At 39.3% G+C, this 18,527-nt stretch carries 19 protein-coding genes; 14 read left to right on the plus strand and 5 right to left on the minus strand.

Features of this window, described 5'->3' with window-relative positions; all coding sequences use genetic code 11:
- Positions 1-9: 9 nt before the first annotated feature.
- Entirely contained in the window at positions 10-822 is an 813-nt protein-coding gene (pcaU, locus tag F968_RS08075) for an IclR family transcriptional regulator PcaU (RefSeq protein ID WP_004792039.1), read from the minus strand.
- A gap of 42 nt (positions 823-864) precedes the next feature.
- Positions 865-1,785 (minus strand): LysR family transcriptional regulator, encoded by a 921-nt coding sequence (locus tag F968_RS08080; protein ID WP_004792040.1) that lies wholly within the window; start codon positions 1,783-1,785, stop codon positions 865-867.
- Between the two features lie 88 nt (positions 1,786-1,873).
- Here F968_RS08080 and F968_RS08085 point away from each other — a divergent pair, with 88 nt between their 5' ends.
- The 4 genes from F968_RS08085 to F968_RS08100 are packed head-to-tail and all read left to right on the plus strand — an operon-like array spanning position 1,874 to position 5,711.
- The gene (locus tag F968_RS08085; RefSeq protein WP_004792041.1) at positions 1,874-3,118 is read left to right on the plus strand and encodes an acyl-CoA dehydrogenase family protein; all 1,245 of its coding nucleotides are present in this window, start codon (positions 1,874-1,876) and stop codon (positions 3,116-3,118) included.
- A 17-nt stretch (positions 3,119-3,135) separates the two neighbouring features.
- On the plus strand, positions 3,136-4,257 hold the full coding sequence (locus F968_RS08090; protein ID WP_004792042.1) for a phosphotransferase family protein: 1,122 nt from the start codon (positions 3,136-3,138) through the stop codon (positions 4,255-4,257).
- A complete protein-coding gene (locus F968_RS08095; protein WP_004792043.1) occupies positions 4,254-4,952 on the plus strand; it encodes a histidine phosphatase family protein in 699 nt (232 codons plus the stop codon). Before F968_RS08090 ends, F968_RS08095 begins: the two co-directional genes overlap by 4 nt.
- A gap of 15 nt (positions 4,953-4,967) precedes the next feature.
- Complete coding sequence (locus F968_RS08100; RefSeq protein ID WP_004792044.1) at positions 4,968-5,711, plus strand: SDR family oxidoreductase; 744 nt, start codon at positions 4,968-4,970, stop codon at positions 5,709-5,711.
- A gap of 36 nt (positions 5,712-5,747) precedes the next feature.
- Here the strand turns inward: F968_RS08100 and F968_RS08105 are convergent, their stop codons facing one another.
- The 3 genes from F968_RS08105 to F968_RS08115 form a co-directional block, all read right to left on the minus strand.
- A complete protein-coding gene (locus F968_RS08105) occupies positions 5,748-7,004 on the minus strand; it encodes an OprD family outer membrane porin (protein WP_004792045.1) in 1,257 nt (418 codons plus the stop codon).
- A 108-nt stretch (positions 7,005-7,112) separates the two neighbouring features.
- A complete protein-coding gene (locus tag F968_RS08110) occupies positions 7,113-8,462 on the minus strand; it encodes a spinster family MFS transporter (protein ID WP_004792046.1) in 1,350 nt (449 codons plus the stop codon).
- A 419-nt stretch (positions 8,463-8,881) separates the two neighbouring features.
- Positions 8,882-9,349 carry a MarR family winged helix-turn-helix transcriptional regulator gene (locus F968_RS08115; protein ID WP_009392094.1) on the minus strand — a complete coding sequence of 156 codons (468 nt, stop codon included), beginning with the start codon at positions 9,347-9,349 and terminating at the stop codon, positions 8,882-8,884.
- 149 nt (positions 9,350-9,498) lie between these two features.
- On the opposite strand from F968_RS08115, the gene F968_RS08120 reads away from it, so the two are divergent.
- From F968_RS08120 to feaR, 10 genes are all read left to right on the plus strand, one after another.
- On the plus strand, positions 9,499-10,608 hold the full coding sequence (locus tag F968_RS08120; protein WP_004792048.1) for an amidase: 1,110 nt from the start codon (positions 9,499-9,501) through the stop codon (positions 10,606-10,608).
- Positions 10,609-10,644: 36 nt separating this feature from the next.
- Positions 10,645-11,793, plus strand: a complete 1,149-nt coding sequence (locus F968_RS08125; RefSeq protein ID WP_081399633.1) for an acyl-CoA dehydrogenase family protein — start codon at positions 10,645-10,647, stop codon at positions 11,791-11,793.
- A gap of 27 nt (positions 11,794-11,820) precedes the next feature.
- Positions 11,821-12,180, plus strand: a complete 360-nt coding sequence (locus F968_RS08130; protein WP_004792051.1) for a hypothetical protein — start codon at positions 11,821-11,823, stop codon at positions 12,178-12,180.
- Positions 12,181-12,184: 4 nt separating this feature from the next.
- Positions 12,185-12,718 carry a nuclear transport factor 2 family protein gene (locus F968_RS08135; protein WP_081399504.1) on the plus strand — a complete coding sequence of 178 codons (534 nt, stop codon included), beginning with the start codon at positions 12,185-12,187 and terminating at the stop codon, positions 12,716-12,718.
- Between the two features lie 29 nt (positions 12,719-12,747).
- On the plus strand, positions 12,748-14,025 hold the full coding sequence (locus F968_RS08140) for an aromatic ring-hydroxylating oxygenase subunit alpha (protein WP_004792054.1): 1,278 nt from the start codon (positions 12,748-12,750) through the stop codon (positions 14,023-14,025).
- A 10-nt stretch (positions 14,026-14,035) separates the two neighbouring features.
- A complete protein-coding gene (locus tag F968_RS08145) occupies positions 14,036-14,521 on the plus strand; it encodes an aromatic-ring-hydroxylating dioxygenase subunit beta (RefSeq protein WP_004792056.1) in 486 nt (161 codons plus the stop codon).
- Between the two features lie 10 nt (positions 14,522-14,531).
- A complete protein-coding gene (locus F968_RS08150; RefSeq protein WP_004792057.1) occupies positions 14,532-15,269 on the plus strand; it encodes an SDR family NAD(P)-dependent oxidoreductase in 738 nt (245 codons plus the stop codon).
- Positions 15,270-15,303: 34 nt separating this feature from the next.
- A complete protein-coding gene (locus tag F968_RS08155) occupies positions 15,304-16,257 on the plus strand; it encodes a PDR/VanB family oxidoreductase (RefSeq protein WP_004792059.1) in 954 nt (317 codons plus the stop codon).
- 45 nt (positions 16,258-16,302) lie between these two features.
- Entirely contained in the window at positions 16,303-17,259 is a 957-nt protein-coding gene (locus tag F968_RS08160; protein ID WP_080592267.1) for a p-hydroxyphenylacetate 3-hydroxylase reductase component, read from the plus strand.
- Positions 17,260-17,457: 198 nt separating this feature from the next.
- Positions 17,458-18,372 carry a transcriptional regulator FeaR gene (gene feaR, locus F968_RS08165; RefSeq protein WP_004792063.1) on the plus strand — a complete coding sequence of 305 codons (915 nt, stop codon included), beginning with the start codon at positions 17,458-17,460 and terminating at the stop codon, positions 18,370-18,372.
- Positions 18,373-18,527 lie beyond the last annotated feature (155 nt).

Below are 18,527 nucleotides of genomic sequence, written 5' to 3' on the forward strand. Positions count from 1 at the left end.
AAGTAAAATTTAAAGAACTTGTCTTAAGTCCCGCGAAGTCTCTTGCAATAGCGGCAAAATATGTTGAACTAAATATTCTTCAGTTGTTTTCATGGTCGGAGAGACAATATTTAAAGCTGCAACAACTTTAAAGTCTTGTCCATAAATTGGTACAGCGAGCGCATGAACACCTAATTCGTGTTCTTCACGTGAGTAACACCAATCTTGTTCTCGAATCTCTTGTAGTAACTCTAAAAACTTATCATTTTCGACATGCGTATATTTAGTTAAACGTTGGAGAGGATATTTTTGAAGCCAGTCCAATTGTTCTTGTTGGCTTAAATGTGCCAATAAAATTTTACCCGCAGATGTCGCATGAGCAGGCAGGCGGTTACCTAAGTGCAAACCATATGGATTTACACGGTCAGTTTGTTGGTGGGCAGCACTACGGGCAATGGTAATGGCTTCATAACCATCAAGTACCATCACCGAATAAATAAGTGAAGTTTGGTTAGTTAACAGATTTAATAAAGGCTGAGACACTTTTGGAAGTTGAGCTGCACCTAAATAAGCTCCTGAAAATTTAAGAACTTTCGGGGTTAAATAGTAATAGTGCCCATCTGACTCAAGATAACCTAAATATTCTAAAGTTAATAAATGACGTCTTGCTGCCGCTCGGGTAAGTCCAGTTTTTTCAGCAGCCATAGAAATATTTAGGCGATGTTGATTACTGCTAAAGCTATCTAAGATTGACATGCCTTTACCGATGCCAGCAATGTAATCTTCATGACGAATCGTTTTTTTGTTGTCCTGATTCTGGATTATCCGTTCATCTTTACTCATTACTGGTCCTTGTACGATAGAAGCTTAGTCAATCAATTTGCTTTACTGAAAAAGTTTAATAATTTCATGTCGCAAAAATTGATGTCTTAAATTATCCCTTAAATCTTCGTGCCAAAACATACCCATTTTAATATTGGTTATCTCAAAAGGCAGAGAATGTAAGCAAATTTCAGGACTATAGGATAAATGCTGCAAAATCATACGAGGCATGGTCAATATTGCGTTGGCTTGAGCTCCCAAAACTTGTAGTGCCGTTGAGTAATTTTGACAGCGCATAAATACATTTCTTGAAATTTTTTGGTGTTGATTTAAATAAATATCTTCAAGCAAAGCGCCCGTACGGCGTGACGAAACCCCAATGTGTCGACCACTGATATAACTCGATAAATCGACTTCTTTAAGTTGACTGCAAATGACGAACTCATCTGTTACCAAATGATCAAAGGTAATTTTTGGAGATAAATATTGTTCTAGGTCAATCACGAAATCGAGCTGCTGCGTTGCCAAGTCAGCCATAATATGTTTTCGATCTAGCTTCATACTGACAAACTGCAAATCTAAATTAAGATTTTGAAAATGTTGAGCAAGCCTTGGAAGAATAATCGGTTCAATCTCATCATGAACGGCGATTTTTAAGCTTTTTAAACTGGTTGGATCAAAGACATGTTTCTGTTGGCTAATATTTTGAATCGTTAAAAGTGCTTGCTTAACAGTTGGATAAATCTGTTCTGCAAAAGGCGTTGCAGACATTTTATTGCCTACACGTATAAATACATCATCTTCAAGTTGTTGGCGTAGTCGTTGTAAAGCATGACTTGCTGCTGACTGCGTAATATTGAGACTGCTTGCCGCATTTGAAATACTTTTTTGCTCATAAATTGCGATAAATAGCGGATATAAATTGATATCAATCCGGTGAAAAAAACTTAAGTCTAGGCCATGCAGGTTATGAATATTATTCATGAGGTGTTATTTAATAAAATCATTTCATTCATATTAAATTTCAAGTTATGTTGATGTAAAGACCAAATAATGATGTAAAGGAAAAAGAATGTTTGAACTCTCCAAGAAAGCTCAGGATTTTACTGAGCGAACAAGAAAATTTATTTTAGAAGAAATAGAACCTATCGAAGCAAAATTTTGGGAAGAAGTTCACGAGTTAAATCCAGATGGAAACTGGAAAAAATGGCAATGGCCTGAGCTTTTAGAAAATTTGAAATCTAAAGCAAAGCAAGCTGGTCTTTGGAATATGTTTTTACCCGATGAAAAGCTGGGTGCAGGGTTAACTGTTCAAGAATATGCGCACATAGCTGAATTAACAGGCCGCAGCTTATTGGCACCCACTGTTTTTAACTGTAATGCACCAGATACGGGAAATATGGAATTGTTATGGCGCTATGGCAGTGAGCAGCAAAAAAAGCAATGGTTAGAACCTTTATTGGACGGAAAAATTCGTTCGGTTTTTTGCATGACTGAACCAGATGTTGCGTCAAGCGATGCAACCAATATGCAAGCGACTGCACTCATTGACGGTAATGAAATTGTTTTAAATGGCAAAAAGTGGTGGTCGTCTGGCTTAGGTGATCCAAATGCCAAAGTCATTATTTTTATGGCGCATACTCCAGATGAAACCAAAGACCGTCATCATCAACACTCTATGGTTTTAGTACCGATTGATACGGCAGGTGTTGAAATTCAGCGGATGTTACCTGTGTTTGGTGACTACGATGCACCGCATGGACATGGTGAAGTTCATTTTAATAATGTTCGAGTGCCTATCGAAAACTTTATTGGTGGTGCGGGCCAAGGTTTTGAAATTGCCCAAGGTCGTTTAGGACCAGGACGTATTCACCATTGCATGCGCTGTATTGGAGCTGCTGAAAAAGCTCTAGAACTCATGATTGATCGAGGCATGTCTAGAACGGCGTTTGGCAAAGAAATTTTGAAACTCGGTGGAAACCTCGAACGCGTGGCTGATGCTCGAGTCGCCATAGATCAAGCCAGACTTTTAACCTTGTATGCTGCTTATAAAATGGATACTTTAGGAAATATGGCCGCTTTAACAGAAATATCTGCAATTAAAGTAGTGGCTCCGAGTGTTTTAGAAAAAGTAGTCGATATGGCGATTCAGCTACATGGCGGTGCGGGTGTTTCAAGAGATTCACCATTAACAGGTTTCTTTGCCCAAGCACGTAGCTTGCGTTTAGCTGATGGCCCAGATGAAGTACATAAAGGCATGATTGCCAAATTAGAGTTGGCCAAACGTGGTTATTTCGGTCGTCATAAGAAAGTATAAGTTTAAAGGAAGTGAATATGTCGGTAATTGATATAGGCGGTGAAGTACGTGAAGGTGAAGAGCTTGATATTGGGGCAGTTGAAAACTGGTTAAAAAGCCAAGGTGTTGAGTTGGTTGGTCCAGCAGTTGTTACTCAATATACAGGTGGAGCGTCGAATTGGACTTATCGTTTAAAGTATGAAAATACCGATTTAATTTTACGGCGTCCTCCAAAAGGAACAAAAGTGAAGTCAGCCCACGATATGGCCCGTGAATATATGGTGCAGAAAAATCTTGCACCTTATTATCCTGTGCTTCCTAAAATGGTTGCACTTTGTCAGGATGAATCGGTCATTGGCTGTGATTTTTATGTGATGGAACGCATTGAAGGAATTATTCCTCGTGCAAAATTACCGCCTGAGCTTGGCTTTAATGAAGAAAATGTTCATGAGCTTTGCATAAATGTTATTGATAAGTTGATTGAATTACATCAAGTTCCTTATGAGAAAACGCCTTTAGCTGAACTTGGCAAAGGAACAGGATATTGCCGTAGACAAGTTGAAGGTTGGGATAAGCGTTATGAAAAAGTCCGCACAATCAATGTCCCTTCTTTTAAATATGTCCGAAAATGGCTAAACGATAATATCCCTCAAGACTCTACGACTTGCATTATTCACAATGATTGGCGTTTTGATAATGTGATTTTAGATCCAGAGCATCCAACAGAAGTGATTGGTGTGCTCGATTGGGAAATGGCGACCTTAGGTGATCCATTAATGGATTTGGGCAGTGCTTTGGCCTATTGGGTTGAGCCAACGGATAATATGATTTTTAGATCGACACGCCGTCAGCCGACTCACTTAAAGGGAATGTTCTCTCGTAAAGAAGTCGTTGAGTATTATTTACAAAAAACAGGATTGGAGCCTCAAAACTGGGCTTTTTATGAAGTGTTTGGTGTATTCCGTTTAGCAGTGATTGCCCAGCAAATCTATTACCGTTATTACCACAAGCAAACCCGAAATCCTGCATTTAAAGATTTCTGGATCGTGATTCATGCGCTACATATCAGAGCTTTAAAACTTATCGCACAGCAAAAATTGCAAGAATCTGAATTTGCTCAGCAATCTTTACAGAAAATACAGGGTATTTTAAGAAGATGACCACAATTTATCTAGTAAGGCATGGACAGGCATCATTTGGTAAAAGTAACTATGATGAGCTGTCTGAAAATGGTGAGGCTCAGGCGACTTTGTTAGGCCGTTATTTTAAGCAAATATTGAAAGAACAACCGTATGTGGTTGCTGGAACTATGCAGCGCCATGAGCAGACTGCAAAGCTCGCACTTGATGAATGCTTTCCAGATGCGGTGATTCAACATAATAATTTATGGAATGAGTTTAACCATCAACAGGTTTTTGCCCGTTATGAACCGCGTTTTGAACAGCCTGAACTGTTAAAAGCTGACGTGGCGCAAGAACAGAACCCTCGTGCTTATCTTGCCAAAATATTTGAAGGTGCCATTGGACGATGGACAGATGGTGATTTTCATCATGAATATGATGAGTCATGGCCACATTTTAAAGAAAGAGTCGAAACAGCATTGCAGCAACTTTGTGATGAGTTAGCAAAAACCAAGCCTCGCTATGCAATTGTTTTTACCTCTGGTGGTGTGATTTCTGTAGCAATTGGAAAATTGCTTGAACTGAGCCCCAATCGAACTTTTGCCTTGAATTGGGCAATTGCGAATACAAGCCTCACGACTTTACGTTTGGTTGGAAATGAAGCTCAGGTTTTAAGTTTAAATGAACATCATTTTATAAAAGCTGAGCGTCCAGATTTACTGACATGGATTTAAAATAAGGATAAAAGCATGGCAAAGACAATTTTAATTACAGGTGCAAGTTCTGGATTGGGCGCGGGTATGGCACATGAGTTCGCAGCCAAAGGCTATAACTTAGCGATTTGTGCACGCCGTTTAGACCGATTAGAGTCTTTAAAAACCGAACTAGAAAATCAGTATGGTATTAAAGTAATTGCAAAAAGCTTGGATGTAACTAATTACGATCAGGTTTTTGAAGTATTTCGCGCCTTTAAACAAGAGTTTGGCTATTTAGACCGAATTATTGTAAATGCGGGAGTCGGAAATGGCCGTCGTATTGGTAAAGGTAATTTTGAAATTAACAGAGCTACAGCTGAAACAAACTTTATTTCTGCTTTAGCACAGTGTGAGGCGGCGACTGAAATTTTTAGAGAGCAAAACGCCGGTCACTTGGTGGTGATGTCATCCATGAGTGCGATGCGCGGATTACCAAAACACTTATCGACTTATGCAGCCAGTAAGGCCGCGGTTGCTCACTTGGCCGAAGGTATTCGTGCTGAATTATTAGATACACCAATTAAAGTTTCTACAATTTTTCCGGGTTACATCCGTACCGAAATGAATGATGGTGCTAAACATTTGCCATTTGAAGTAGATGCCAAAACAGGATGTAAGGCTTTGGTCAAAGCCATTGAAAAACAACCCGTGAAAGCGTATGTACCGCAGTGGCCATGGTTACCTATGAGTATTGCTATGAAAGTTTTACCTCTAAAGTTGGTCAATAAATTAGGTTAAAAAATTACCCCCTAAACTTTAGGGGGTAATTTTTATTTAGAATTTTTTGGTGTAATTGACAAAAAAGCGGTCTTCACCAAAGTCATTGCCGTGTTTAACGTTGTAATCAATACGAATGTATTGCAGAGCAACGCCTTTTAAGAAAGGTTGCTGGAACGCATAGTTTAAAATCACATTCGATTCAGTTTCATGGTTCTTTTCACCGTTGGCTGCTTTGAAGTCATGTCCGTACACATATTTAACCATCGCATTTAAGCCCGGTACATAATCTTTAAAGTCATAGCCGTACATCACATGGTAAGACTTTTCATCTTCTTTAAAGAATCCAGTAGCGTTCCAGTTGATGAAATAAGTTTCTGGTAAGAAGCCATCTGGTAGCGGGTAAGCCGACTCACCGATAATTTGCTGGTAACCCAAACCAAAGGTATGGTTTTTTACTTTAAAGGTTTCAAGTAATCCAATGTTCTGCGCATCAATATCAAAGGTATTGCCGTCATCTTTTGCATTAAAGTACTTAAACTTAGAAGTAAGAGCGAAAGTTGGCTGCTTCCACGTATGTTCAAGCCCAACATAATGCTTGTTATACAGATCTTCTAAATTACCAAAATAATATTCACCCTTTAAAGACGGCGTAAATTGATAGCGCAAGTCAATGTAGTTAAGGCCATCAGATTCTTTGGTAATTCCATTTGACGTGAAAGAAAACTTTTTAAAGTCTTCTTCATTTCGGGGAGAAACTTTTTCCACTCGGCCAATTTCGGCATAGAGCTGATCTGAAAGTTGTGACTTTAGGTTGGTTCCCCAATAAGAAGTGAGTAGCTGACGACTAGCATCTACCGCCGTTACAGGTAAATCGAGCCAGAGTTCACCAACACTCAAAAGAGTTTTGTCATAACCCAGTTTTAAGGTTGCACCATATTTTAAATAATCTGAAGCTTGAGATTGCGTTTCTTTATTAAAAGGCAGAACAGTATCTGCGACGTGTTTGTCAGAACTTAAGCGCACAGCATATTGAACAGAAGCATCGGCCCCAATCGTGATTGGCTTATCTGCTATGATTAACGGAGTGTCATGCATTTTTGATTTATAAAATAAAGATGCTGCCTGAGACCAGCTGCCAGTATCTTTTAAGGCATCATTATCAAAATCACGATTGATATATGCATTTTTTAAAGTGAATTTCCATTCATCTTCGGTTTGCTGATTCGGATTTGCAGCCCATGAGCTGCTGCACATAAGTAATAAAGTAGCAACAGCTAAAGTGTGTGGTTTAAAACGGTGAAATAATTCCATAATCCATTTCCCAAATGTATGCCAGTCCTCGGCACTACGTAATTTTGAATATTTCGGTACTCTCAAAGCGTTTAGTTAGAGAGTACATTTTGCAATTTGTGAGACCTATTAATTTAATTTTTCAAGTTTCATACTTTCACTAAAAAATTTGCAGCCTTTAAACAGCAGAATTAAAGCCAGTACACACGACAGACCACCCACAATAGACAAAGAAGAACCCACCATTAACGGACTACCAAAAACTTTATCTGTAATAATGGCTACCAATGTTGTACCAATACCGAGTCCAATTAAGTTACTCACTAAAAGGAAGAGGGCAGAAAGGCGTGCTCTAAATTGGTTTGGAGCTAACATTTGCAAAGCAGTTGCTGAAATCACTAAAGGGAAAGATGCAAAGAACATTGCAGGAATCAGTAAGCTGACTGAAAGCCAAAGCTGATCTGTTTGGGTAAAAAATGCAATTGGAATAATCAGGCCAACAATACCAATCACACCTGTAATCATCGGTGCATCTTGACGCCCTTTTTTAATAAACCAGTCGTTTAGCCAACCTGCACAAAACACGCCTAATGTGTTTGCAATTAATAGAATTGTGCCGAGCATATAACCTGTTTCAGTCGGTGCGAGTTGAAACTTTCGAATATAAAATGCAGGTGTCCAGCTAGTTAGGCTATAGAGCGCCATTGCATAAAAGGTAAAACCTAAATAATGACAAGCAAATGTTTTCGAATGTTTTTTAATAAACTGAAGACATTGTGAAAATTTGACTTGGTCAACTTTTCCATTTTGGTTGAGCTGTTGGCCTTTACGTGCTGGGTCTTTAACGGTCAGAATAAATAGCAGACCAATAATGATGCCGGGTAAACCTACTACAAAAAAGGCAATTTGCCATGCCTTGAGTGCCCCTAATAATGGAACTTCAATGAGTGTCACGCCTTTAAGTAAGTTAATGACATAACCACCAACTAAAAAGGCGATACCGCCCCCTAAAAAAGCGCCAATTGAATAGATCCCGACCGCGCGGCCTAGTTTGTCCTTACTAAACATGTCGCTGAACATTGAATAAGCAGCTGGAGATAACGCAGCTTCACCTACACCGACCGCCATACGGCTCAAGAACAGTTGAATAAAGTTTTTACTTAAACCACAAGTTGCCGTGGCTAGACTCCAAACAATAATTCCAATTGAAATCAGTTTTGGTCGTGAAAAACGATCGGCAATATAAGCTAAGGGTAAGCCCATAACGGCATAAAACAGTGAGAAGGCAAGGCCATGTAACAGGCTAAATTGTGTATCTGAAAGTTGGAGATCTGCTTTAATGGGTTCAATCATCAGCGCCAGAATTTGGCGGTCAATAAATGAAAATATATATGCCAACATACAAAGTGTGACGACATACCATGCATACGCATTGCTTTTCTTTTGTGTCCTTTCAACAGCGATATTACTTTGGTTCATACACTTAATCCTTATGTATAAAACGCTTAAAGAAATTGATATCTAACTTTTATTATTCCTCTGAAGTTTTTGATATTTCCCCCTTTAGATAAGAATAATAAATAGGCTAGAAATGAGTAGTTTGGTCTCGTACAGACCGGAAGAGTGTGTCTAAACCCGATTAGGAGTTAATGGGTTTTTAAATATCATGGAATTATTATTTTCTTTTTATATGTAAAATTCCATTACTTATTGAGTATGTTAGAATACCTAAAAAGTATGTTAAGTAAACAGATAGTAATAATTTATTGAATTAAGAAACTGATTTTTATTTTATTTTTTAATATTGAAACTTCTTTTGATAAAGAGCAGCGAGAAAGGAAGAACTATTTCCTCCATGCTGCTCTTGAGCGTATCTAACCCGATATCAAGTCAAATAATTAACTTGATGGCATGAGGTCAAATAATTTTTTTAACTGGTGATTTAAATTGTGAAGCTCATCTTCTGAAAAGGCATTCAGGATGCCTGCTAAGGTGACCACACTAATTTGATTAATCTGTTCTACCAGCTCAACACCTTTGGCCGTTAATTTCACCATCGAAATTCGTTCATCAGTGGTAGAAGAGTAGACCTCGACAATTCCATCTTCTACTAATCGATATACAGCTTTTGTTGCTGTCGTTAACTTTAAGGTAGAAAGATTAGCGATATCGGTAATACTGGCTTCACCCAAAGCATTAGTACTTAAAATGATTTTACGGCGTGTATTATCAATACCTAGTTTTTTTATTGATTTTTCAATGAGTTGTGAATATTTTCCATTCACTTGGGAAACCCAAAAAAAAGGGAAATTTTGAATACTCGACGGTTCTTTATTAGGAAGAAATTGTTCTAAATGATCAAGCATAGCTAAGCAATAACTTAGTGAAAAAAGGGTAATCCTATTATAAACAAAATTTTGCATATTTCCTTGAGAACAAATTATAAAAAATACTTGACAATTCCATTAAATTTTCTCATATTTTAATTAATAGATAAAAATACATGGAAAAGTGAATGAATATTATTAGCCAAAGCGTGCATAAAGGAAGTGGCAAGCTCAAGGTGATGGTCAAGGACACAATTGATATTCAAGGTCTAAAAACCATTGCTGGTAGTCGAGCTTTATTAAATGTTGAACCTGCGCATGATGATGCTGAGGTGGTTAAAAACATTTTAAAAGCTGACTGTGAAATTATTGCGAAAACAAATTTGCATGAGTTGGCTTTTGGTATTACAGGCATTAACCATGCTTTTGGTACACCCATCAATCCTAAATATCCTGAACTTATTCCAGGCGGCTCTTCGAGTGGTTCGGCTGCGGCAGTTGCTGCTAAACAAGCTGACTTTACTTTAGGTACAGATACGGGCGGCTCTATCCGTATGCCTGCTGCGTGCTGCGGAGTTTTTGGATTAAAGCCAACTTTCGGTCGCGTGAGCAGAAAAGGCGTTTATCCACCGTCAAGTTCTTTAGATTGTGTTGGCCCTTTTGCAAATTCAGTCGAGATGATTGAAAAAGCCATGCAAATTATTGATCCAACTTTTAACCCTACCCCATGTATTAGCACACCGAAACTCGCTGTGCTGGATGTACAAGCAGATGAGGTTGTTTGGAACTGTATTTATCAAGCACTTCAAAAAGCCAATTTACAGACCACTTTAGAAAAAGTTGAACATTTTGAAGCTGCTTTTGATGCAGGCATGCAGATTATTAATTATGAAAATTGGCAAGCTTTTGGTGAGTTAACTCAAACAGGGTTAGTTGGTTCTGATGTAAATGGTCGTTTATTAAAAGCTGCCGCAACAACTTTAGAGCAAGTGAAACAAGCAGAAGTTGTGAAAGCGCAGCTGACCCAAGAACTTGATGCACTACTAGAAAAATATGATGCATTGGTTTTACCGACACTTCCACAAATTCCACCGAAAGTTTCTGAAGCTGAAAACACGGTCGCTTTTTTAAATCTTACGGGTTTAGTTCGACCATTTAATTTATCAGGACATCCAGCCATTTCAGTGCCACTTGAAACCAGTGAAGGGTTACCCGTGGGCCTACAGATCATATCAAAGCATCAAAAAGATGAGCAATTATGCGCTATAGCTAAATTTTGTGTTGATGCAATGCAATAAATTACAAGGAGTTAGATGATGAATAAGTTGTCTAAAATGGAGTTTGCTTCTCAAGACAAAGCAGTTGACTTAGATGCTTTGTGCCAAGAAATACGTGAGCGTGCCTGTACAGGTGAATTCGATAATCAGGCCTACGTGAGCCAAGACATTATCGAAAAACTTAAACAAATTGGCGTTTACCGTGCCTTGGTGCCTAAACGTTTTGGTGGTGAAGAATGGTCACCACGGCAGTTTTGCGAATTGATCGAAACTTTATCTAAAGCTGATGGTTCGGTGGGCTGGGTAGCAAGTTTCGGCATGAGCCCTGCTTATTTAGGAAGTTTGCCAGAAGAAACGCTTAAAGAATTGTATCAAAACGGACCAGATGTGGTATTTGCTGGAGGTATTTTTCCACCACAACCTGCTGAAATTACTGATGAAGGTGTTGTGGTTCGTGGACGTTGGAAATTCTCAAGTGGCTGCATGGGGGCCGACATTGTGGGTGTAGGGATTTCACCACTTAAAAACAATGAAATGCAGGGCTTACCACGTATGGCCGTGATGCCTGCGAAAAAAGCCAAAATTGAAATGACTTGGGACACCGTTGGCCTAAAAGGTACGGGAAGCCATGATTTGGTGGTCGAAGATGTATTGGTCGAAAAGAAATGGACCTTTGTACGTGGTGAACCTTCAAAACTAAGTGAGCCATTTTTTAAATATCCGTCACTGTCTTTAGCGACTCAAGTATTAACTGTGGTAGGTATTGGTGTTGCTGCTGCTGCACTAGAAGAATTTGAAAAATTAGCGCCGGGCAAAGCATCTATTACAGGCGGGTCAGAAATTGCAAACCGCCCAGTGACTCAATATGAGTTTGCTCAAGCTGATGCAGAGTTTCAGTCTGCAAAATCTTGGTTTTATCAAACCATGGATATTGTCTGGAATGAAATTATTGCTGGGCGTGAAGCCACTGCTGAACAAATTAGTGATATGCGTCTGGCATGTACCCATGCAGCTCGAGTTTGCGCCAAAGTCACCCGAAAAATGCAAATGCTCGCGGGTATGACGGCAATCTATACCAACAATCCATTTAGCCGTTTTGTAAATGACACCAACGTGGTGACTCAACATGCCTTTATGGGGGATGCGACCTTACAAAATGCAGCCTCAATTAGTTTCGGGTTAAAGCCAACCCCTGGTTATTTATAAGTTTTAATTTTTAAAAAGGATATTGAGATGGAAGCTAAAAAATCATTACGTGTTTTGTTCTGCATGGGTATTAACCAGAACTTTTTTGACGCCGAACCTGCTGAAGCAAAAGCAGTTTGGGCAGCGTTTGGTGAAATGTGGAACGGCATTCATGACTTACCGGGCGTACATGTTTTTGGAAATCTTGATGATGACCAAAGCATGGTTGGCCCAAGTGGTGGCTGGCCTTGGACAACGTACTTGCTTGCCGATGTTCCGGATATTGAAACAGTACATGCAGCTTGTAACTTGTTTAGAACGACGGTGGTGGGTGAAGGTCCATACAAACTTTGGAAATATTGCAAAGTTGAAGCTCGTGTTGGGCGCGAATTGATTATCCAGCGTTAAGGCGATGGCAATGAATGACAAAGTGAATATTGCAGAAATCTTAGAGCGGTTAGAACAGTTAGAAGCGCACAACGCGATTCGTAACTGTCTGAACCGTTATATGGAAATTTGCGATGAGCTCAATGCAAATACAGATCTTGACGAGTTGATGAATCTTTTTGATCAAGACTGTATTTGGGAAGGTATTGGCGAGAAATATGCCAAATCTTTTGGCCGTTATGATTCTTGGCAGTCGATTTACGACATGTTTAAAAGCTATACCCAAAAAGAATCTCACTTTGTTATGAATGCACACTTTGTCAATTCAGAACAAATTTATGTAAATCAAAATGATGCAAATGCTTCTTGGCTCATGTTGCAAACTTCAACCTTTAAAGATGGCCGTAGTCATCTGAATGCAGCAAAGCTCAATGTGAAGTTTCAAAAGCAAGCAGATGGAACATGGAAAATTAAACATTTCCAAACACAGAATATTTTCAGTCGTCCCGTATCGCATTGGCACAGTGAAGCTGAATTGCCGGTACCTTCCCAGGAATGACCCAGGACATATTTAAAAGGACTATTGATATGAACAGTATTATCCCGACGCATAACATTGGCATTGATTACGATGCTTTGGTTCAAAGTGACCGTGCTCATACTTCTCTTTATAAAGATGAACGCATTTTTGATGAAGAAATGGAAAAAATCTTTTATAGCACTTGGGTGTGGGTTGCACATGCCAGCGAAATTCCAGAAGGCGGAAGCTATAAAACCATTAATATCGGTAAACAGCCTGTGGTTGTGGTACGTGACCGTAAAAAGAAAGTCCATGTACTTTTAAACCGTTGCCGTCACCGTGCAGCAACTGTATGCGAACATAAGAAAGGAAAAACCAACAGTTTTGTATGTCCGTACCACGGTTGGAGTTATGCACTTGACGGTAGTTTGCGCGGTGTGCCATCTCCGGAAAGTTACGGCGATTGTTTAGATAAATCAGAGTTACCGTTGGTGAGTCTACGTGTAGAAGAATATAACGGCATGATCTTCGCTTCATTTAAAGAAGACATTCAACCGCTTGAAGAGTTCCTTGGGCCAGCAAAAAAATGGATTGACCTGTTTATGAAACAAGGTGCAGGTTATCCAATTAAAGTGTTGGGTGAACACCGCTTCCGTTTCCCGGGTAACTGGAAAATCCAGCTTGAAAATACAACCGATGCTTATCACTTCCCATTGGTACACAAGTCATTTTTAAGTTCTGTCGATGAAAAAACCGAAGAACTCTTTAACTTCGAAAACCAACCGGGCTTTGTTGAAGACTTAGGTAATGGTCACAGTGTGATGGTGATGATTCCTGAATTGGTTGATCTAGACGAAGAGCTTATGGAGCGACCAATTCAAGAGCGCTTTGAAGAGTTGGCTCAAGCATTGCGTGACGAAGGGCATGAAGAATTAGAAGTACGCCGTATTGTTCGCGCAGTGGGTGGTTCTGGCTTTAACTTAAATTTATTCCCAAATATTGCATGTTCAATGGCGTTCTTCCGTGTATTACAGCCAATTTCAGTTGCTGAAACAGAAATTCATCACTCGGTAATTACCATGGACGGTGGACCACAAATTGCCAACCAATACCGCCTACGTTTGCATGAACATTTCCAAGGTCCATTTGGCTTTGGTACGCCAGATGACTCAGAAGCTTGGGAGCGCGTACAACACGGCGCTAATGCTGGCAATGATTTATGGATCATGCTCAACCGCGGTTTACCGGGCGAAGTCAAAACCGAAGATGGCTTAAAAAGTGATGTCAGTGCTGAAACAGGTATGCGTGCAGCCTATCAGCAGTGGAAAAAGATGATGACGGCTTAAGGAGAGAGCAATGAATATGAATCTGCAATTATTAAATGAAGTCACTGCTTTCATCTGGGCTGAAGCAGATATGTTAGATCACAGTGAATACCGTGAATGGCTCAATTTATGGAATGAAAAAGGCGTTTATATCATTCCAATTGACCCAAACCTAACGGACTATGAAAACAACTTAAATTATGCCTATGACGATAATCATATGCGTACTTTACGTGTAGAGCGTCTTGAAAATGGTGAAGCAATTTCTACAGCACCTAAAGCAAATACTGTGCGTAGTGTTTCTCGTGTACGTGTTATTCAAGACCAAGATAATGAAATCGTTTTGCGTTGTGCTCAAAACTTACGTGAATTCCGTAAAGAAAACCTCAAGCATTACACCGCAGATATTACTTACCATTTGACTCGTGATGCGGCTACAGGCTTTAAGATTAACCGTAAAATCATTAACTTGGTTAACTCAACCGATACCTTAGCTGGTATTAGCTACATTCTTTAGGAGCGGTAACATGAAACAAGTTGTTTTAGTGACAGGTGCTGCTTCTGGACTCGGTAATGTGATTGCTGAATATTTTGCGAGCCAAGGCCATCAAGTGATTTTGTCAGCGAGTACGCTTGAAAAAGCCGAAAACGCCAAGGCACAAAGTCAAAATGCACAAAATATGTTTCCCTTGAAATTAGATATTTCTGTCGAAGCAGATTTTCATGCTGCCGTGAAATGGATTGAAGAGAAATTTTCTAAACTTGATGTGTTGATTAACAATGCCACCGTCACCAAAGCAACGCCAGTATTAGAAATTACCGCAGCAGATTTTGATTGGGTGACCCAAGTCAACCAACGTGGCACCTTTCAAGCTTGTCAAATTATTGGCCAATATATGGCTAAAAAAGGCCATGGACGCATCATTAATATGGCGTCTTTAGCTGGACAAAATGGCGGTACTGCAACGGGTGCGCACTATGCGGCAACCAAAGGTGCCATTGTGACGTTAACCAAAATTTTTGCCAAAGAGTTTGCGGCAAAAGGGGTGACCGTCAATGCAGTTGCACCGGGACCGATGGAATCACCAATCGTTCATAGCGTGGTGTCTGACGAAAAAATGGAACAGTTCATCCAGAATATTCCAGTTAAAGCCTTAGGAAGTATGCACTTTATTGCTGAAACTTGTGGCTTGCTCGCGAGTCCAAATGCGGGGTTTGTGACTGGTGCAACATGGGATATTAACGGTGGTTTATTCATGCGTTAAGCCACGAGCTTAACCATGAAAAGGGAGTTGAATCATGACTACACTTTATGATGTTGTCGTTAAAAATCGCCATGTGGAAGGTGGAAATATTGCAGTCATGGAATTTGAATCTGCAACTTCTGCAACCTTGCCAAAAGTTGAAGCGGGTGCACATATTGATGTGCACTTACCAAATGGCATGGTACGCCAGTATTCACTTTGCCAAAATCCAAATGACAAAGGTAAGTTTCGCCTTGGAATTTTACGTGACCCTGAATCACGTGGTGGCTCAGTCTCGGCTTTTGATGAAATTAAAGATGGCATGCAAATTCAGGTCAGTGAACCAAAAAATTTATTTCCACTTTTAAAAGCCAAACACAGTGTATTGATTGGCGGTGGAATTGGAATTACGCCGTTAATCACGATGGCATATCAACTTGCACACGAAGGCGAATCGTTTGAGCTTCACTACTGCGGTGCTAGCCCTCAAAACTGCGCTTTTGTTGATGAAATTAAAAATGGTGAGTTAGCCAAGTACACAACTTTTCATTTTAAATCCGAAGGTGCAAGCCACAGAGCATTTTTTGAATCTGCCATTAAAGATATTGACCTTGAGAGCCATATTTATACCTGTGGTCCAGTCGGTTTTATGGACTGGGTGATTAACCTTGCCACGACTCACGATTTTCCTGAGCAGCAAATCCACAAAGAATATTTCCAAGTTGAAACTGATACTTCTGGAGATTCATTTGAGGTGGTGGCTGAGCGTAGCGGAAAAATTATTATGGTTGAAGCTGGCGAAACCATTTTGCAGGCTTTAGCTAAAGAAGGGATCGACATTGAAATGTCTTGTGAGCAAGGCGTATGCGGAACCTGCATGTGCGATGTGATTGAAGGCGAACCTGATCATCGAGATGTTTATTTTACTGATGAAGAAAAAGCCAGCAATGAACAAATATTGGTGTGCTGTTCGCGCTCTAAAACACCGAGATTAGTTTTAGATATCTAATGCTCTCGCGATTTATATGGATGTAAGAGAAGGTTTAGGAGAAAGATGATGAATGTATTACAACAAATAGATGAGTTTACGGTCGATCCACTACAGTTCCGACGAGCATTAGGAAATTTTGCAACAGGCGTTACCATTGTTACTGCACAAAATGCACAAGGTGAGAAAGTGGGTGTAACCGCAAATAGTTTTAACTCGGTGTCACTCGACCCACCACTTATTTTGTGGAGTATTGATAAAAAATCTTCAAGTTTTTCAGTGTTTGAAGAAGCAACACATTTTGCAGTTAATATTTTATCGGGCACGCAAATTGAGCTGTCTAATAAGTTTTCGAGACGCAATATTGATAAATTTGCAGACACCAATTTTCAACTTGGTGCAGGACGCGCACCCATTTTAGAAAATTGTTCTGCGGTGTTTGAGTGCGAACGCTATCAAGTGATTGAAGGCGGTGACCACTGGATTATTGTTGGTAAAGTGGTTCGTTTCCATGACCAAGGCCGGAGTCCATTGGTTTATCATCAAGGCGCATATTCTTGTGTCATGCCGCATCCAAGCCTTCAAGTTAAGCAAACTGAAGAGAACGGCGTAGACCAAACACATTATGGGCACTTATATAATAATGTCTGCTATTTGATGAGTCGTGCATTTAAAGCCTATCAAACCGACTATATTCCTAAGCAAATGGCTTCTGGTTTCCGTACCAGTGAATCACGTCTTTTACTCGTTTTAGCCAGTGGTACTGCTTCAAGTAAAGAAGATTTACCGCGCGATATTGCTATGCCAATGCAAGAAGTTGAAAGGTCGGCTGAAATTCTAAAATTTGAAGGCTTATTGGTTGATCACGATAATTTGTACGCACTGACCGAGAAAGGTAAACAAACGGCGCAGTATTTGTTTGATATTGCCGATAGCCACCAAAATGAGGTGTTTAAAAAGTATTCTGAGGAACAAAAGGATATTTTTATTACCATGCTACGAGATTTCGCAGGAGTAGCATAAGTCCCATTAAGCTGATAAATTGAATTGATTTATCAGCTTCTTTACATCTAGCTGACTATCATCAAAACAATTCCAAGGATAAGGAATTTTTGGCACACAATTTGTTTATCAATAAAACAAGATTGCAAATAAGCCAAGACAGTGCACCACCACAAACGCAAAATTTTGAGCGGTGGCACATGTATAGAGAGGTAAGGGATGAACCAATATGTAAGCGATGCATTACTCACATGGACGCACCATATTAAAAGTGTGTGCGGCAATTTTGAAACCGATTTTGACGGAACCCGTAATTTATTCATTGGTGAAGTTCAGTGCTTTTTATTGGGTGACACCGAAATTGCTTTTATCAAAAACAATGCCAATAAAATTGTCCGAAAAGCCGATGAAATCGATCGAGTGAATAATCGTTTTTGTTTTTTGATTTTGCAGTATTCGGGAAAAATGCTGCTTGAGTATAAAAATGAAACCTTAAGCCTGAATGAAGGCGATATTGTGTTGGTCGACCCAGTCGAAACAATTTCAATGTATCCGCAAGGCTTGGTGAGTCAGATTTCAGTACACCTGTCGCGTGAAAAATTACTTAAAGAAAATATTAGTACCGAATATTTTGGAAAACTGATTACTCAAAATATGAGTGGTTTTTTACTCAAGAATATTTTGAAAAACATGTCTGCTGAAAATATCAAACTTTGGTACGCAACCGAAGATGGTAATGCTTTTGAAGATGCACTGATTGCCTTAATCAAACCCACAATCAATTATAAAAATATTAATAGTTCAAATAACCTGATGGAAAAAGCCGAGCGCTATATTATAGAAAACTTAGCAAAACCGGATTTAACACCTAAATTAATTGCAGAACATATAGGGGTATCGCTACGTCATCTCTATCGTCTGTTTCTTCAAGAAAATCTATCTATTAACAAATATATACAGCTCAAACGCTTAGAAAAAGTCAAAGCAGATTTACTTGATAAAAGAAATAAACAAAGCTCGATTACCCAAATTGCTTTGAAATGGGGCTTTTGGGATGGCGCGCATTTTTCAAAAATCTTTAAGAAGACTTATGGTATTTCTCCTAAAGAATTTAGAGAGGGTGTGTCGGCTTAAACCTTTCATCTTTTGATGTCATTTTTAGACAAGTTCTAGGTCATTCTTAAACAAGCTAGCCCTATGTAACTGTGTTGAAATTAAATTAATTAGAACAGGTTAGATGAGCTTAATAAGTTTAAAACTATTAAGTTGGTCTAATAAATTTCACACAT

Origin of the sequence: Acinetobacter sp. NIPH 817, assembly GCF_000368405.1 — a bacterium.
GTDB lineage: Bacteria > Pseudomonadota > Gammaproteobacteria > Pseudomonadales > Moraxellaceae > Acinetobacter.

Coding starts and splice junctions, on each gene's coding strand:
- pcaU (WP_004792039.1), bottom strand. CDS start 822: ATGAGTAAAGATGAACGGATAATCCAGAATCAGGACAACAAAAAAACG.
- F968_RS08080 (WP_004792040.1), bottom strand. CDS start 1,785: ATGAATAATATTCATAACCTGCATGGCCTAGACTTAAGTTTTTTTCAC.
- F968_RS08085 (WP_004792041.1), top strand. CDS start 1,874: ATGTTTGAACTCTCCAAGAAAGCTCAGGATTTTACTGAGCGAACAAGA.
- F968_RS08090 (WP_004792042.1), top strand. CDS start 3,136: ATGTCGGTAATTGATATAGGCGGTGAAGTACGTGAAGGTGAAGAGCTT.
- F968_RS08095 (WP_004792043.1), top strand. CDS start 4,254: ATGACCACAATTTATCTAGTAAGGCATGGACAGGCATCATTTGGTAAA.
- F968_RS08100 (WP_004792044.1), top strand. CDS start 4,968: ATGGCAAAGACAATTTTAATTACAGGTGCAAGTTCTGGATTGGGCGCG.
- F968_RS08105 (WP_004792045.1), bottom strand. CDS start 7,004: ATGGAATTATTTCACCGTTTTAAACCACACACTTTAGCTGTTGCTACT.
- F968_RS08110 (WP_004792046.1), bottom strand. CDS start 8,462: ATGAACCAAAGTAATATCGCTGTTGAAAGGACACAAAAGAAAAGCAAT.
- F968_RS08115 (WP_009392094.1), bottom strand. CDS start 9,349: ATGCTTGATCATTTAGAACAATTTCTTCCTAATAAAGAACCGTCGAGT.
- F968_RS08120 (WP_004792048.1), top strand. CDS start 9,499: ATGAATATTATTAGCCAAAGCGTGCATAAAGGAAGTGGCAAGCTCAAG.
- F968_RS08125 (WP_081399633.1), top strand. CDS start 10,645: ATGGAGTTTGCTTCTCAAGACAAAGCAGTTGACTTAGATGCTTTGTGC.
- F968_RS08130 (WP_004792051.1), top strand. CDS start 11,821: ATGGAAGCTAAAAAATCATTACGTGTTTTGTTCTGCATGGGTATTAAC.
- F968_RS08135 (WP_081399504.1), top strand. CDS start 12,185: ATGGCAATGAATGACAAAGTGAATATTGCAGAAATCTTAGAGCGGTTA.
- F968_RS08140 (WP_004792054.1), top strand. CDS start 12,748: ATGAACAGTATTATCCCGACGCATAACATTGGCATTGATTACGATGCT.
- F968_RS08145 (WP_004792056.1), top strand. CDS start 14,036: ATGAATATGAATCTGCAATTATTAAATGAAGTCACTGCTTTCATCTGG.
- F968_RS08150 (WP_004792057.1), top strand. CDS start 14,532: ATGAAACAAGTTGTTTTAGTGACAGGTGCTGCTTCTGGACTCGGTAAT.
- F968_RS08155 (WP_004792059.1), top strand. CDS start 15,304: ATGACTACACTTTATGATGTTGTCGTTAAAAATCGCCATGTGGAAGGT.
- F968_RS08160 (WP_080592267.1), top strand. CDS start 16,303: ATGATGAATGTATTACAACAAATAGATGAGTTTACGGTCGATCCACTA.
- feaR (WP_004792063.1), top strand. CDS start 17,458: ATGAACCAATATGTAAGCGATGCATTACTCACATGGACGCACCATATT.